The 17294-nt window shown below is 33.6% G+C and carries 14 protein-coding genes and 1 other RNA gene; 2 read left to right on the plus strand and 13 right to left on the minus strand.

The window, feature by feature from the left end:
- Positions 1-417: 417 nt before the first annotated feature.
- The 11 genes from J3U20_RS09420 to J3U20_RS09470 form a co-directional block, all read right to left on the minus strand.
- The gene (locus J3U20_RS09420; protein WP_160550024.1) at positions 418-1563 is read right to left on the minus strand and encodes a thiol-activated cytolysin family protein; all 1146 of its coding nucleotides are present in this window, start codon (positions 1561-1563) and stop codon (positions 418-420) included.
- A gap of 26 nt (positions 1564-1589) precedes the next feature.
- The gene (locus J3U20_RS09425; RefSeq protein ID WP_160543059.1) at positions 1590-2447 is read right to left on the minus strand and encodes a hypothetical protein; all 858 of its coding nucleotides are present in this window, start codon (positions 2445-2447) and stop codon (positions 1590-1592) included.
- A gap of 351 nt (positions 2448-2798) precedes the next feature.
- Positions 2799-3944 carry a thiol-activated cytolysin family protein gene (locus tag J3U20_RS09430; RefSeq protein ID WP_160543058.1) on the minus strand — a complete coding sequence of 382 codons (1146 nt, stop codon included), beginning with the start codon at positions 3942-3944 and terminating at the stop codon, positions 2799-2801.
- 382 nt (positions 3945-4326) lie between these two features.
- Positions 4327-6354 carry a transketolase family protein gene (locus tag J3U20_RS09435; protein ID WP_160543057.1) on the minus strand — a complete coding sequence of 676 codons (2028 nt, stop codon included), beginning with the start codon at positions 6352-6354 and terminating at the stop codon, positions 4327-4329.
- Positions 6355-6538: 184 nt separating this feature from the next.
- Positions 6539-8251 carry a ribulokinase gene (locus tag J3U20_RS09440; protein ID WP_221410894.1) on the minus strand — a complete coding sequence of 571 codons (1713 nt, stop codon included), beginning with the start codon at positions 8249-8251 and terminating at the stop codon, positions 6539-6541.
- Positions 8252-8283: 32 nt separating this feature from the next.
- Positions 8284-9963, minus strand: coding sequence for a ribulokinase (locus J3U20_RS09445; RefSeq protein WP_160543056.1), 1680 nt, complete (start codon positions 9961-9963; stop codon positions 8284-8286).
- A 33-nt stretch (positions 9964-9996) separates the two neighbouring features.
- Positions 9997-10707, minus strand: coding sequence for an L-ribulose-5-phosphate 4-epimerase (locus J3U20_RS09450; protein WP_160543055.1), 711 nt, complete (start codon positions 10705-10707; stop codon positions 9997-9999).
- 4 nt (positions 10708-10711) lie between these two features.
- A complete protein-coding gene (locus J3U20_RS09455) occupies positions 10712-11575 on the minus strand; it encodes an HAD-IIA family hydrolase (protein WP_160543054.1) in 864 nt (287 codons plus the stop codon).
- Positions 11576-11643: 68 nt separating this feature from the next.
- Complete coding sequence (locus tag J3U20_RS09460) at positions 11644-13065, minus strand: sn-glycerol-1-phosphate dehydrogenase (RefSeq protein ID WP_160543053.1); 1422 nt, start codon at positions 13063-13065, stop codon at positions 11644-11646.
- A 51-nt stretch (positions 13066-13116) separates the two neighbouring features.
- A complete protein-coding gene (fsa, locus tag J3U20_RS09465) occupies positions 13117-13767 on the minus strand; it encodes a fructose-6-phosphate aldolase (RefSeq protein ID WP_160543052.1) in 651 nt (216 codons plus the stop codon).
- Between the two features lie 65 nt (positions 13768-13832).
- Positions 13833-14639 (minus strand): MIP/aquaporin family protein, encoded by an 807-nt coding sequence (locus J3U20_RS09470; protein ID WP_185150295.1) that lies wholly within the window; start codon positions 14637-14639, stop codon positions 13833-13835.
- Between the two features lie 334 nt (positions 14640-14973).
- On the opposite strand from J3U20_RS09470, the gene J3U20_RS09475 reads away from it, so the two are divergent.
- Positions 14974-15753: a DeoR/GlpR family DNA-binding transcription regulator gene (locus J3U20_RS09475; protein ID WP_105296954.1), complete on the plus strand. Its 780-nt coding sequence runs from the start codon at positions 14974-14976 to the stop codon at positions 15751-15753.
- Positions 15754-15784: 31 nt separating this feature from the next.
- Here the strand turns inward: J3U20_RS09475 and truB are convergent, their stop codons facing one another.
- Positions 15785-16459, minus strand: coding sequence for a tRNA pseudouridine(55) synthase TruB (truB, locus tag J3U20_RS09480; RefSeq protein ID WP_160543051.1), 675 nt, complete (start codon positions 16457-16459; stop codon positions 15785-15787).
- An 83-nt stretch (positions 16460-16542) separates the two neighbouring features.
- On the opposite strand from truB, the gene rnpB reads away from it, so the two are divergent.
- An RNA gene (gene rnpB / locus J3U20_RS09485) (RNase P RNA component class A) lies at positions 16543-16855 on the plus strand.
- Between the two features lie 30 nt (positions 16856-16885).
- Here rnpB and tssD read toward each other — a convergent pair.
- The gene (tssD, locus tag J3U20_RS09490) at positions 16886-17281 is read right to left on the minus strand and encodes a type VI secretion system tube protein TssD (RefSeq protein WP_160543050.1); all 396 of its coding nucleotides are present in this window, start codon (positions 17279-17281) and stop codon (positions 16886-16888) included.
- Positions 17282-17294: the final 13 nt, after the last annotated feature.

Consider the following 17294-nt stretch of genomic DNA (forward strand, 5'->3'; position numbering starts at 1 on the left):
AATCAATTTATTAAAATTATCGTAATAAATCCTAATCATATTTATTATTTATATCTTGTTTTCAAATATAAAAAAATTTATCAATTAAATTAATAATAAATTTAATTTCAATAAAATTTCTTTTATATGGATTTTAAATCTATTAAAATGATTTAAGCTATAAATTTAACAAAGGTTTTTAAATTATATAATTTATCGGAAAAGATATTAAAATAGAGGTTTACCTATGTCGTATCTTTTAAGAAATACGCTTCTTTTTTAGTGATATAATTATCAATAGCTTAAATAGACTGAAGTAAAATGAAGAAAATTTTCAATAGGTAATTTTCTTTTAATTTGATAAAATGCTTTAAAAAAAATTTTAGCTTCAATACCCTAAACAGTATTGAAGCTAAACTTAAATGCTAATAAATTAATTTATCTGTATTCTTTTTTAACCTCTTCGTATGTATTTACAATATCCACTTGAGTATTGTCTTTTAAACGTCGGATGGTGTATGAAATAGGCGCAGATGAAGCTACCAGAGCTTTTTTTCCTAATAAATTCATATAATCCATAAATTGATCATAATTGGTTACAATTTCAGATGGTCCCCCTAATACTGAAACTTTTATTTTATTGGAATTAAACAACTTTTTAAATTCCTCATTCTTTTGATAATTCCCGCCAGCTGAAATTCTACCAATTTTAAAGTCTACAGCCCCTTTAACCATATTACCGGTTTCTTGTGATGACTTTTTAGTTTCAATCAGCAAATAGGCCACTCTACCATAATCAATACTGCTGATATATACCGGTTCGTAAGGACCGCTATCTAAAACACTAATATCACCTTGTACCCAATTTGACCAGTGCACCGGATCAATTCCTGCAGAATATACGGTCTGTCTTAACTTAACCAAAATATAGCTGGATGATTTCACATTTGACTTATTATAATCATAATCAAAAGAGGAATTTGCTATACCGGCAAAATTGGCTTTTATCTGCAGATTGATTGTCTTTTTAAAACTTTCCTCCGTTGTAACATGTTCACTTTCATATGTATAATTTGCAGGTATATAATCTTCTGGAAAATAACCAGTATTATTTAATTTTAAATCCGATAAGGCTTGAAAAACTTCACTCCCTTTAGGAACAACATCTTTTTTAACATGTACATTAACTCCTTGTATAGTAAGAAATAAAGTAACCGGATTAAATGAATTATGAAGTACAACCGGATCGTATTTTCCGTTTAAAAAAGATTCTCCTCTAAGTATACTTCCCGGGTATAAGATTGTTTTTTCTATATTTGCTTCACTCATAAGGTCTGCAACTGAAAATTCATTGTAACGACGCGTAACGATTTCGTATTCTTTACGAGGAACACCATCAGCATCTATACTTGTATTTCCTGTAAATTTTGTTGATATTTCCATATCCGGTTCGGAATGAAATTTCACTTCACGCAATCCCCTACTACCGGAAACCGCATCATCGTCGCTACTGCAAGAGCTAAATACATTACCCATGATAAATCCGAAAATCAGAACGGATACTAAATTTTTTTTCAAGATCATTTTTGTAGAGTTTTAGTTTATTTTTGTTAAAGATTATTATTTCCTTCTGTTCCCCAATCATCTTTCCTTCCATAGAAAACTACAGGAATATTTTTGTATTCGATATTGGTGGTTACCCCATTTACTTCTTTTTTAAAAACAATTTTATCAATAGTATTTACCGTATATGCTTTTTTACCTCCTTCAACTCTTTGTACTTCATAAAAATCTCTATTCTGCTTATTGCGAAAATTAGATTGCTCGAAACTTCGCGAATTATAATATACGTTATAGGTAAGATTCTCAAGATATTTATCATATTCTTCATTTCCTGTGTCAATATAAAGTTTATGAAATACTCCTCTCAAGGAATGTTGCCATGTCGATGATTTCCTAAGCCTGATTTCATAATTGTAAGCAACAATTCTGACAGAATTAAAATATAGATCACTTTTTGAAATTAGTTTATTAGGAATTTCATTGTTTTCAGTATTTACAATAAAAGCAGTATAGGCATGACTAAAATTACCTGCCTTTTTGATATAAAGCGTAAATTTACCTTGCTTTTCTAGCGTATTAATTTTATCAACCTTCTTATTTTTATAATAAAGATCATAATCTTCTCCTAAAATTTGATGTGAAACAGGACCTCCAAGTTGAGGCATGATGGTAAACGTTTCATGTGTGTTTATAGAGACACCATTAATTTCATAAGCTATTACAAGTGAATCCCCAACTTGAAGATTATTCATGGTTGATCCGCGAGATGTTCTAACAAATTTTAATGAAAATGTTGGATTTTCAATTAGGTTTTGATCTGTAATTAAATTTAAATCATCGGTATCAGAATCGCTGCAGGAATACATACCAACCATTAGCAAAAACAAAAGCATTAATTTTTTCATAGTTAGTTTTTATTTGTAATTATACTGTATTAACGTAGATTTAAATAAATTATTTTACAATTAATTAAAATTTATTTTGTTTTGTTCTGTTACCGTATCAAATATTCATTAAATCAATACATTTATTAAATATTGAACTATATTATATTTTTTATAAAAAAGAAAATGTTAATTTCAAATTTGATGTTCGGATATTCATTAAAACCATATCATCAAGTCAAAAATTATAACTTACTTGTAATTAATACGTAATTTACCTTATAACAAAACAAATAGTCCCCTTATTAAAACATTTAGCTTCAATACCACGAAAAGTATTGAAGCTAAAATTTAAAATAGGTGCTATGTTGTTTATCGGAGTTCTTTTCTGACTTCTTCGTAGGTATTCACAATTTCGACCTTTGTATTGTCTTTCAAACGACGAATGGTATATGAAATTGGTGCAGAAGAAGAAACGATGGCTTCTTTTCCATATAAATTCATATAATTAATAAATTCGTCATAGGAAGTAACTCTATTGGAAGGCCCACCCAACACGGAAACATTGATTTTTTTTGTATTAAACAGTTTTTTCAATTCTTCATTCTTCAAATAATTCTCTCCTGATGTTAATTTTCCTATCTTGTAATCAACTGCACCTTTTACCATTTTACCGGCATCCTTTGCCGACTTATTTGTTTCAATTAATAAATAAGCTACTCTACCATAATCTATGTTACTGATATATACCGGTTCATACAAACCAATTTCCGATGCTTTTATATTACCTTCTACCCAATTCGTCCAATTAGCAAGATCTATACCCGCTGAATAAACTGTTTGTCTTAGTTTTACCAAAACATAGTTGGATGATTTTACAGCGGAGTTATCATAATCGTAATCAAAAGAGGAATTTACAAGGGATGAAAAATTAGATTTTACATGTAAATTGATAATTTTCTTAAAACTTTCATCCGTAGTAACGACTTCACTATCATACGTATAATTAGTAGGAATATAATTATCAGGAAAATAACCGGAATTACCGGTTTTTAATTCGGTCAGAGTTTGTGAAACTTCATTTTCTTTAGGTAAAGCATCTTTTTTTATACTTACATTGACCCCATTGATCGTAAGATATAATGTAACCGGATTAAAAGAATTTGTTAGGATTAATGGCTCATAGTTTCCGTTAATAAACGACTCTCCTCTTAGTAAAGATCCGGGATATAAAATCGCTTTTTCAATAGTAGCTTCTTTCATTAAATCTGCTGTTGAAAACTCATTGGATCTGCGAATAATAACTTCATATTCATTACGTGGAACCCCGTTTTCGTCCACACCTTTATTACCTGTAGGCTTTGCAGATATTTCCTTATCCGACTCATTTAAAAATCGTACGGGACGAAAAAAATTAATATTTGAATCAGCATTATCATCACTGCTACATGAATAAAAAATACTACTAAGCATAAATCCGGAAAGAATACCGGATAATAAACGTTTTTTAAAAATCATTTTTTATAATTTAAGATTATTTATAAATATTACTTTTTTCATAAATAGCTGATATCTTGATTAAAAATATCTACATTAAAATCATTTCTAAAATTCATATAAACAATTGCAAACACCCAAAATATAAATCTTTTCATACCAAGATAATAATATTTGAAAATAAATATAATTATAATAACGTAAAAAAGAATATAATTATTTTATTATAATATATATTTTAATTTATTTTGTTCTATTATCACACATAAACCTTAATATTTAACCTGTTTACATAAATTATTCTGATTTTTTTTATATAAAAAAAAGGAGAATTAAAATATTAATTCTCCTTTCTTGAATTCATAGAGTTAGTATGATTACAACATAGGCACTAATTACCTAATTAACCCAAAATTTCTTTTACCTGTTTATATACATTTTCAGGGGTAAATCCTAATTTTTGATCTAAAACAGCAGCCGGAGCAGAATATCCAAATGAATTCATTCCCCAGATTTTTCCATTTTCTCCAACCAATCCTTCTAGAGTAACGGGAAGCCCCGCAGTTAATCCGAATTTCTTTTTATTTTTAGGTAAAACCAATTCTTGATAGTCTTTAGGTTGTGATCTGAATAATCCCTCTGATGGTACGGATACAACTCTTGTTTTTATACCGTCTTTTTTTAGTAATTCAGCCCCTTCCACTAATGTGGAAACTTCAGAACCGGAACCCAGTAAAATTATTTCATACCCCTCATCTTCCTGTACTATGTAAGCTCCTTTAGAAGTTTGTAAGGATTCATTAAATCGATCTTGTTTAGTCGGTAAATCCTTAATATTTTGTCTAGACAAAATCAAAGCTGTTGGAGTATGTGTATTCTCCATTGCTAATTTCCAAGAAACAGTTGTTTCCTGAACATCTGCCGGTCTTAAGACTAACATGGAATTTTTACCTTTATGGTTTTGCAGTTTTTCCATTAAACGTATTTGTGCTTCTTGCTCCACAGGTTCATGAGTGGGCCCATCCTCTCCCACTCTGAATGCATCGTGCGTCCAAATGAATTTAACCGGCTGTTCCATTAATGCAGCAACCCTAACTACAGGTTTCATATAATCAGAAAAAACGAAAAAGGTGGCACACGCAGGAATTACTCCTCCATGAAGACTCATTCCCACACATAAACAAGCCATAGTAAATTCAGCTACTCCTGCTTGTAAAAATGCTCCTGAAAAATCGTTTTTGGTAAATGGACGGGTATGCTTTAAGAAGCCATCCGTTTTATCAGAATTTGATAAGTCGGCAGAAGATACAATCATGTTGTCAACTTGTTTAGCTAAAGTTTCCAACACCGTTGAAGATGCTGCTCTTGTAGCGGCATTGGGTTTTTGTGAAATTTCAGACCAATTGATATTTGGTGCAGCACCTGAAAACCATTTTTCCATTTTTTCGGCTAATTCAGGATTTTCTTTTACCCATTGTTCTTTTATTTCTTTTTTATTTTTTACTATTTCTTCTAATTCTTTGGCTCTATTTGCATATAATGCCTGAACTTCAGGAAAAATAATAAATGGGTTATTCGAATCACCTCCTAAATTTTCGATGGTTTTTGCTAAGTTACCTCCGGCTTCCCCTAATGGTTGACCGTGTGTGGATACTTTATTTTCAAAGGATTGCCCATTGGCATCCACGGCTCCTTTTCCCATGATAGTATTTCCTATAATAAGAGTAGGCCTGTCGTTAACTGCTTTTGCTTCATGTAAGGCTTTACGTATTTCTGAAGGATCATTTCCTTTTATAGTAATTACTTTCCAACCCCAGGCTTCATATTTTGCTGCTACATTTTCTTGATTAACTTCTTTTACTTGAGTAGAAAGTTGTATTCCGTTGGAATCATAAAACATAATCAGATTATCCAACCCTAAATGTCCGGCTATCCTTCCTGCTCCTTGAGATACTTCTTCTTGAATCCCTCCGTCTGAAATAAAGGCATAAATGGTTTGATTCATTAAATTTCCTAATCGAGCTTTCAAAAACTTTGCAGCTATTGCCGCTCCCACAGCATAAGCATGACCTTGCCCTAAAGGTCCGGAAGTATTTTCAACTCCTCTTTCAACATCTAACTCAGGATGTCCCGGAGTAACGCTTCCCCATTGACGAAAATTTTTAAGGTCATCCATAGAGTATTTTCCGGCTAATGCCAAAACTGAATATAACATGGGCGACATATGTCCGGGATCCATAAAAAATCGGTCTCTTCCTTCCCATCTGGGATTTTTGGGATCGTATTCCAAAAACTCCGAATATAATATATTAATGAAATCAGCTCCCCCCATGGCTCCTCCCGGGTGGCCTGATTTTGCTTTTTCTACCATTGATGCAGCTAATATTCTAATATTGTCTGCTGCTCTATTTAATGTTTTAATATCAGTCATTGTACTTTATAAAATTTTGGATTTCAAATTTACGCTTTAATTGCATTTACTTCAATTATTCAGAGCAATATTGTGAAAAATTTGATTATTGAATTATTATTATTCTTTTATATAATTTTTTAAGGGCAAGTTCTGTCTCTATATGCTCATAGAGACAGATCCTCCAATACCCTTGAAAACTAATTTATATGATCTCTTTGATATTTTCTAAACTCAAGTATTTATTAAATTCCTGATTATAATGTTTATTATATTCTTGGTTAGGATAATAGATATTTGAAATTTCCATTCCCATTTTACTCTGTGCTTCGGGTAAATTTTTATATACTCCCGCAACTACAGCAGCACACATGGCAACTCCCAAAGCGCACGCCTCACGGGTTGCAATAACTTTAATAGGCATTCCGATAACATCCGACATGACTTGCATTACGTATGGTGATTTTTGAGATATCCCCCCAACGGCAATAATTTCTTTAAGCTTTATTCCGTTGTCAATAAAACGGTCAATAATATTTTTAGCCCCGTAAGCAGTTGCTTCCACTAAGGATTTATAAACTAAAGGAGCTACACTGGATAAAGCTATTCCTGTTATCGTTCCTTTTAATTCATAATCTACATTAGGAGATCTTCTGCCATTAATCCAATCGGTAGATACAATCTGACTGTCTTTGGGAGGTATGATTTTCGCTTGTCTGGCCAAATTAGGAATCATTTCAGCATATACCTCATCTCTTAAACTTTGCCGCGTCTCCGGATCTCCGATATTCGATTTTAGCATGATGTTATCTAAAGGCCACATTAACAATCTCTTAAACCAGGCATATAAATCTCCAAAAGCCGATTGACCTGCTTCAAATCCTACCATACCGGGAAGAATAATGTCATCAGCTTGTTGAGGAATCCCCGGAACTAATTTATTCCCTAAGCTCTTAGGTCCTACGGTAATGGCACAAGTGGAAGTTCCCACAATTTCCACCATAGCTTTATCTTTAACTCCCGCTCCAACCGCACCTGCATGACAATCCAAATTACCAACGGCAATAAGTACATGTTCCGGAAGACCTAATTTATTAGCCCACTCTTTGGTGATCGTTCCCGCGACTTGGTCGCAAGTATATGCTTCTTTGTTAAATGTATCTACTAAGCCATCTAAAGACGGATCCAATGATTTAAAGAATTCATTGGGAGGATATCCCCCCCATTCTTTATTCCACATCACTCGAGATCCGGCTATACCCATTCCTCTTTTTATCTCTTCGGGCTTAGTTAACCCACAAAGTAAGGCAGGCAGCCAATCACTGGACTCAACGAAAGAATAGGCGGCTTGTCTAATTTCGGGGATCTTAAATATATGTAAAGCTTTGGTCCAAAAGTGTTCTGTGGAATAATCTCCACAACCGGCAGACTTAGTATAGTCTATATGCCATTTTTTTGCAAAGTCATTCAGATATTCATTTTCTTTTTGCCCTGTGTGATCTTTCCATAAAATAAACATGGCATCAGGATTTTCGGCAAATTCCGGCAACAAAGACAAAGGGGTTCCTTCTTTATTTACCGCTACCGGCGTTGAACCGGTCATATCCGTACTGATGGCTTTCACGCGAGCGGCTGCTCCCGGCACTTTATATAAAACATCTTTAACGATATATTCGAGAACTTCAAGATAATCTAAAGGGTGTTGTCTAAATTGGGTCTTTACAGGATTACAATATAATCCTTTTTTCCATCTTGGATATTCTTTGATTGATAAGGCTAATTCTTTTCCGGTTTCTGCATCCATTAAAATTGCTCTTCCGGAATCTGTACCATAATCTAATCCTATTACTAAATTATTGGATAAATGCATTTTTTTGGGTTTAGTTTGAAGTTTTGTTTGATTGGAGACGGCGATCATTATTTTTTTTACTATCCTCCGTCTCCGAAATATTATGGTTTTCCGGTTAGCTCTTTTACTTTTTCTAACCGTTTGTATTTTTCATATTCAACATTGTAATGTTGGTGATTTTGTTCGTTAGGATAGTAAATTGTTGAAATTCCCATTCCCATTTTTTCTTGAGCATGTTCCAATTTAGAATAAATTCCGGCGGTTACAGCTGCACACATCGCCACTCCTAAGGCACATGCTTCCCTGGTTGCTATAACTTTTATGGGCTTTCCTAAAACATCTGATAAAATTTGCATAACATAAGGAGACTTTTGAGAAATTCCTCCTACTGCGATAATTTCCTCAATTTCAATTCCATTGTTTATAAATTGTTCTACAATAGCTCTTGAACCGTATGCGGTTGCTTCTACTATGGATTTATATAGTAATGGAGTACTGCTTGATAATGCCAACCCTGTGATAGTCCCTTTCAATTCATAGTCAACATTGGGCGTCCTTCTTCCATTAATCCAGTCAGTGGCTATAATATGGCTGTCTTTTGCCGGTATGAGTTTTGCTTGTCTGGCCAATTCAGGAATCATTTTATCATAAACTTCCTGAATTACTTTATCTTTGGTTTCTTTATCTATGTATTCGATTTTTGCAAATATTTCTCGCAATGGCCACATTAATACTCTTTTAAACCAAGCATAATAATCCCCGTAAACGGATTGTCCTGCTTCATAACCTACCATTCCGGGAATTATGGAATCATCTGCCTGACCGGATATCCCCGGAATTAACGGGTTATTTTCACTTTTAGGTCCTACAATAATATCGCATGTGGATGTCCCGATAATTTGAACGATAGCTTTATTTTTTACTCCCGCTCCAATTCCTCCTGCATGGGCATCTATGTTTCCGGCAGCTACTTTAACTGCTGTGGTTAATCCTAATCGGTTAGCCCATTCTTCTGATAAATTTCCTATCGTTTCTACACAGGTATACACTTTTTTTGAAAAGGTGTCTACAATTCCATCTAAAACGGGATCTAATTCTTTAAAAAATTCATTAGGTGGATATCCTCCCCATTCTTTATTCCACAACACTTTAAATCCGGCTGTACATATATTTCTTTTTAAATCTTCCGGTTTTTTTACCCCTATAATTAAATTGGAAAGCCAATCACAGGCATCTACAAAAGAATGCCCGATTTCTTTTATTTTGGGATCTTCTCTGAATATGTGAAGGGCTTTAGCCCAAAAATGCTCTGCAGAGTAATTTCCACCTCCTCCTGAATATCGGGTATAATCGGTATGCCATTTTTTGGAAAATTCGTTGATATGCTCGCAATCTTTTATTCCTGTATGATCTTTCCATAAGATAAACATCCCGTTGGGATCATCTAAAAAGTCTTCTCGTAAAGCTAAGGGAGTACCTTCTTTATCTACTACTACCGGAGTAGAGCAGGTAACATCTATTGCCAATGCTTTAACTCTTTCTTTTGCTACCGGAACTGTTCTAACTACTTCATTAATTATATATTCTAATACTTCAACATAGTCTAAGGGATGGTGCCTGAATTGGTAATTCACCGGATCGCAGAACATACCTTTTTTCCATCTCGGATATTCTTTTACTGAGAGTGCTAATTCTTCGCCGGTTTCAGCATCCATTAATATGGCTCTTGCTGAATCAGTTCCGTAATCAACACCGATTACTAAATTGTTTGAAATGCTCATCATTTTTTTGTTTATTCAGTTGGTTTATAGTAATTATTTGTTTTTTTCTTGTCCATAATAAGCATTTGCTCCATGTTTTCTTTCGTAATGTTTATGGATCAATGCTTCTTTCAATCTCGGGGCTTGGGGATTTATTTGCCTTGTCAAATAAGCCATTTTCGCTACATTTTCTAATACCGCGCTGTTATAAACTGCTTTTTCAGCTGTTTTACCCCAGGTGAAGGGCGCATGGCTTCCTACCAATACCATTTCCATTTCTTTATGACTTAATTTTTTTTCTTTGAGAATATTGAGAATCTGGAAACCTGTTTGGTATTCATAGTCTCCTTGGATCATCTCATCACTCATAGGCGGAGCACAAGGTATATCAGAAATGGTATGATCTGCATGGGTTGTACCGAATATGGGGATATCCAATAAAGATTGCGCCCAAGCGGTAGCATAGGTACTGTGCGTGTGTACAATTGAGTTTACGTCTTTCCAATGCTTGTATAAAACGGCATGGGTGGGTGTGTCTGATGAAGGTCTTAGTTTACCTTCGACCACTTTACCGTCAAAATCAACCAATACCATATCATCGACCTTTAACTTATCATAGGGCACTCCGCTAGGTTTAATAGCAAAAACTCCTTGATTGTGATCTGCGACACTTACGTTACCCCAGGTAAATAAAACTAAATTCAATTGGGGTAATAATTTATTGCCTTCGAATGCTTCTTCTTTTATTTGAGCATATTTTTTCATAGCTTTATTTTATATGTGAATATTCTATCAGGTTGCCTAATACCTCTATGCTCGGCAAGACAATATCCAATTCAGGATCAGCTTTTTCTGCATCTTCCAACGTAGCTTCTCCGGTTAGTACTAATACTCCAAAAGCTCCGGCATTATGAGCCATCATCATATCTGTGTAAATGCGATCTCCTACCATAGCCACTTCATCCGGCTCTAAATTTTTCGCTGACAATATCCCGTCTAACATTTCTTTTTGTGGTTTACCCAACACTATATCCGGTTTTCTTCCCGTAGCGGTTTCTATAGATGAACATATAGAAGCACAATCAACTAAAACTACCGGTTTGTCGGTCGGACAAACTTTATCGGGATTGGTTGCTATATAAATTTTTCCTTGTTTTGCCCACCAAGCTGCTCTGCATAATCTTTCATAATTTAAAGTCATGTCAAAAGCAACAATTAACGCATCGGGCTCATCTTGTGCCGAGTCTTCAGTAGATATATATCCTGCTTTATTGAATTGTTTGATCATACTGGGGGTTCCCAATATGAATAATTTTTTTATTTGGGGATGTTTGGCTTTTAAATAATCTATGGTTGCTACTGCGGATGAGTACATTTCTTCTTCTGAAGCATCAATTCCTAATCCTTCTAATTTTTGCAGGTAGTCTGAAATACTTTTAGACGGATTATTGGTAAGAAATGAATAGCTTATGCCTAATCTTTTAAGCTGATTTAAAAAGCTTACTGTATAGGGGAATAGGGTTGAGCCATTGTAAATAGTTCCATCCATATCTAGAGCTACATGCTTCAGCTTTTTTACTTTTTCTAAAAGAACATTTGAAGTCTTTTTTATATCTGTGATATAATTATTCATACAATTTATATTTAAAAGATATAAAGGATAAACATGTAATTTTTCTATTACATGAATATCCTTTTAATTTATTTTCCTTTTAATGCTCCTTTTTCGCTGAATAATTCTTCAATCCATTGATCAAAATATCCTGCTCTGTAAGCAAAGTCTAAAATTGTATATCTGCTTCGGATTTTATGTGCTCTGTAAAAACTATCTTTGAGTCTTTTTCTGGTAATACCGATTTCTTCCGGTTCAACAGGTGCTCCTACGGCTGCCAATCGTTTTTTTGTTTCCTCAAAAGGTATAACTTGATTTCTTAGTTTTTCTTTTAATTGCGGCCAATTCTTTTTAATTTTATTTAACTGCTCCCTTAATTCCTCTTTGGTAACGTATTTATCTGTAGTTTGGGCCACAGCAAAGGGATGTATTTCAGTCCCTGCAAACATTTCGTCTATCTCTTTTAATTGAGCTTCCAGGGTCGGCCATTTTTCAACTGCCGCTTCAACATCAAGCCGATCTATAGATTCTTTTAACATTACTTCATACAAAGCGGTAATTGCCAATGTGCCAATACCTACTTTAAATCCATGCGATGGGGCTTGTTCATCTTGATTAGGATATAAACCGAATTTTTTGGCCATTTCTCCTTTGAATGTGTGATGCTCCATATCCCAAAGATGGCTGAATTGATGTTCTGAACCGGATGCCGGACGGCTTACTCCTGCCCCCCATGATTCCATGGATTGCATGGCGAAACCGCCTAGCATTAAACCTTCTGTTAATAATTCAATAGCTTTTGGATTTCCATTTTTTGCTCCTGCCGGATCTTGCAATGCCTCAGCCAGTCCATCTTGTACTATATTCCATGCACTAGTCATGGGCTCAATACCTTTTTTAGGATGATTGGGATCGGCTAATTCTGCAGCTAAAATCCAATCTGCTCCGGATACTACTTTAGCATATAAATCGGCATATCCGGAAGCGGTCATCAAAGGGGGAGCAGCAGAAATAATATCAATATCAGCTACTAAGGCTTGGGGAGCTTCACAGGCATGAGTGATTTTTGCTCCTTTGTTGGTTATGGATGCTCCTGCCGAAGAATATCCATCCATGGATGCGGCAGTAGCAACACACATATACGGTCGTTTTAGTTCGGAACTTGCTCGTTTCGTAAGATCGTTTATAACTCCTGAACCAACCGCAATAGGTGTTACGTCTTTATCTTTTAAATAATCTCTTATTTTCTCTACAAATATATAATCTGCATATAAATTAGGATCATCTAAAATATACGGTTCTTCTCCTTCCAATCCGGCTTTTTGTAATGCTTCATGAACTTTTTTTCCTGCTACTCTATAGGTATTAGGATCTGCTATAATAATTGCTTTTTTTCCGGGAAATTGTTCCTTAAATATTTGCGGTACATCCTTTAAGATATTGGATTCTATTTCCAGAAACTTTGTTTCAGTAGCTTGTTTTAAAGCTGATTTAATGCTTTCTTTAGACATTTTATTTTTTATTTTTTGTGGTTTGTGATTGATATGGTCTCTTATTTAAGTTTAAAGTTTTTTAGAGTCTTCTAAAAACTTGGCTAATCCAATATCGGTTAATGGGTGTTTTAGTAAATCAAGTATGGGAGCTAAAGGAGAAGTAATTACATCAGCTCCTATTTTCGCACAATTGATAATGTGCATGGAAGATCGTATGGATGCGGCTAGTATTTGGGTAGAATAACCGTAGTTATCGTATATTTCTCTTATTTCAGCTATCAGGTTTAAACCGTCTGTTGATATATCATCTAATCTTCCTATAAAGGGAGATACATAAGTAGCTCCTGCTTTTGCCGCAAGAAGTGCCTGACCGGGTGAGAAAACTAAGGTACAATTAGTTTTAATTCCTTTACTTGAAAAATATTTAATGGCTCTTATCCCATCGTGGATCATGGGAACTTTAACAGTTATTTGCTTATCAATTTCTGCTAATTCTTTTCCTTCTTTAATGATTCCTTCGTAATCGGTTGAAAGTACTTCTGCACTTACATCTCCATTTACGATTTCACATATTGCTTTGTAATGAGCATATATGCTGTCCTTTCCGGTTATTCCAACTTTTGCCATAATGGAGGGATTTGTGGTAACTCCATCAAGAACTCCTAGATCCTGAGCTTTTTTAATTTGCTCTAAATCAGCTGTATCAATGAAAAATTTCATTTTTTTATTTTTTATGGTTTTATAATTGATTTGATTGTTTTAAAACATATTGTCCGGTTTTTATTTTAATTAAAATAACCTTTAACTAATACGTATAGTCCTGCAGCAAGTAATCCCCCTACTATTGGAGCAATGGAAGCGTACACAATTCCATATCCCCAATCACTATCTCCTTTGCCTTTCAAAGGGAGGATTTGATGAACTAATCTAGGCATTAGATCTCTGGCAGGGTTTAAAGACCATCCGGTAACCCCTCCGTAAGCCATACCGATTGCAAATATCATAAATCCGGCAGGTAATGCTCCTAAAGATCCGAATCCTACCATCGAATGAGTAAATTGAGGAATACCTGTTGAATTTTCAATAATTACTCCTCCATGATTGGCACTCATGGATAATCCTATAAATACTAAGAAAAAAGTACCTATTGCTTCAGCCGAGAAATTCTGAATTGAGTTATTTTTTCTAATAGACGCATTGGTTGCAAAAACGCTTAAAAGTTTACTTGAATCTGAAGAAGTAGCAGTTAAATGACCTCTATATACAAATGAAACAAGCAGAGCCCCTAAAAAACAACCGATAAATTGCGCTGTTATATACGGAAGAACAAATTTAGGATCTAAAACACCTGCAGCCCATTGTGCTATGGTAACTGCCGGATTGAAATGCCCACCCGTATCAAATGGAGAAGAAATAATTACCGACATAGCTACAGCAAAACCCCAGCCAAGTGGCCCGCTTAATGCTGCCTTATTACCTTCGCCGTATGATTTGTCCAAGGTAAGATTCATACTTATCCCACATCCTAAGGCAATTAATGAAAAAGAACCTAGTAATTCTCCTATAAATTTTGTTGCAATGACTGAATCCATAATCTTTGATTTAGTTTTGATTTATAATTTTATTTTTTTGAGCTTTGTGTTTTATATAATTAAAACGTAACAAATGTATTTACTAAATCGAAACTAAACAATAATAAAACAAAATTTTTTTTTATAAATATTAAAATAATTTTAATATAAAAATAGGTTAAATAGAATTAATTTATTATCTTTGTTATTGATTGACAATTATTTATATATTAATTTAATTATTTTCAATATCGAAACTAATTATGTTACATTCTTCTGACAATTCAAATATTTTCGTAAATTTGAATCATAAAGTATTACATTTAATTTCATCCATGTCATTATATATCTACCTATGAAGAACAATAACATAAATAATATAAGACAACAGGAAATTTTAGAAGAATTAAATTTCAATCATTATGTTTCTGTAACTGAATTATGTAAAAAATTAAATGTGTCTGCCGTTACCATTAGAAAAGATTTGACTCATCTGGAGAAGATCGGTAAATTATACAGAACCCACGGCGGAGCAACTCGAGAATCTTTTATTGTTAAGGAAAGACATGTTAATAAAAAGGAAACGCTACAGGTTGAAGAGAAATCAAAAATAGCCAAAGCGGCTCTTAATTTTATTGAAGATAATGATTTTATTACGATTTCATCAGGAACTACCACACAAATGGTTGCTCAGGTAATTGAAAATAATTATACTAAGTTAACCATTCTTACCTCTTCTTTAAAATCGGCTATGCTATTATATGGTAATCCAAATTTTGATGTAATACAACTGGGAGGAGATGTTCGAACTAAGTCCGGGTCTGTTATGGGTCCTTATGCTGAATTAATGATCAGTAATTATTCTTGCAGTAAACTTTTTATTGGCGGCGATGGAGTCGATTTTGATTTTGGACTTTCTACTTCAAGTACTATGGAGGCTAAAATGAATCAATTGATGATTCAAAATTCGGAAAAGGTTATTGTTTTAGCAGATTCTACTAAAATTAGTAAAAGGGGATTTGGTAAAATAACTGATTTAGATAAAATACATGTCTTAATTACCGATGAAGGCATTAAAAAAAGAGATGTTGAAAGATTCGAAGATTTAGGTATTGAAGTCGTTATTGCACGATAAAATAAATCGACTTTACTATCAAAAAGTTAAGTTAAGTTATTATGGAATTATCTGAATCTTTGACATCATAATCTCCAATTTTCTCTCTTCGCAATTTAGTCAAATACCCTCCAACTCCTAAGCTTTGTCCAAAATCGTGAGCTAATGAACGGATATAGGTCCCTTTACTGCAATGGACTAAAAATTCCACATAAGGCAGATTAATGTTAGTGATTTTAAAATCGTAAATGGAAATTTCACGAGAAGGAACTTCAATAGCTATTCCTTTCCTTGCAAATTCATACAATCTTTTCCCATCTTTTTTTAAAGCAGAAAATACCGGAGGTTTTTGACTAATGGATTCCCCTATGAAATCCTGTACTGCCTCTTCAATATCTTTTATTTGTAAATGATTGTATTTTTTGGGATTAAACTCTTCTGTTTCTAAGTCATAGGAAGGAGTTTCTACTCCTAATTTAATTTCTCCGGAATAGATCTTGGATGCATCTTGAATTTGTTGTATTTGTTTGGTTGCTTTACCAACGCATACAATTAATAAACCGGTTGCTTTGGGATCTAATGTTCCCGCATGACCTACTTTGATTTTCTTTAAATTAAATTGCTTTTTTATTTTCCATTTAATTTTATTTACTATATCAAATGAAGTCCAATCTAACGGCTTATCTATTAAAAATATTTTACCTTCCAGTAATTCGTCTAAATTCATTCATTCCTAAATTTAAAAGCAAATATAAACAACTAATATTTTAAGTCCATTTTTGAATATTGAAAAATATCGTAATTTTGCAAAAAGCAAATCAACCTTGTTGCTTCTATTTTTTATAGAAGAGGAAAGTCCGGACACCAAAGGATATCACAGCGGGTAATGCCCGTCCATCGTAAGATGAGGACCAGTGCAACAGAAAGGAAGTACAGTTCGGCTGTAGTGAAATCAGGTAAACTCTGTGAGGTGCAATGCTATGTATACCGGATTTATAAGGGCTATCCGTCCGATGCCGGGGGGTAAGCAGATTGAAATAAGGAGTAATTCTTATTCTAGATAAATAACAAGGCTTTTCAGTAATGAAAATGACAAAATCCGGCTTATTGATTTGCTTTTTTTATTTGTATATGTATAAAATAAGCATGGATTTTATCCTATCCATTCATTAACATGTTCTCCTAATCCCATACTTATAGCCTTTGCTGATATGGTAAATGTTTCTGTAATCGAGGATCTACCTAATCCTAAGGAATCAAATTTTTCTTTATATTTTACTACATAACCGTCTGTAAAATTTAATTCTTTTAAGGGGGTGTTAGAATCCTTTTTTGTAAAGACTACTTTGCCATTTTTCTTTTCATAGCTATTAGTCATCCATTCAAAAAAACGAGTTTCATTAGTTGATCTTAAAGTTATCTCAATTCTTCCTCCTCTAATTTGTGCTGATGGTCGCCCGGTTGGATCTGTTTCTTGCGCTAATGAATAATTTACATTGATAATATTATATTTTCTTCCGGCTACCTCTAATCGTGCTCTAAATGACATAATAATAATGATT

This window comes from Apibacter sp. B3919 (genome assembly GCF_026537405.1).
GTDB lineage: Bacteria > Bacteroidota > Bacteroidia > Flavobacteriales > Weeksellaceae > Apibacter.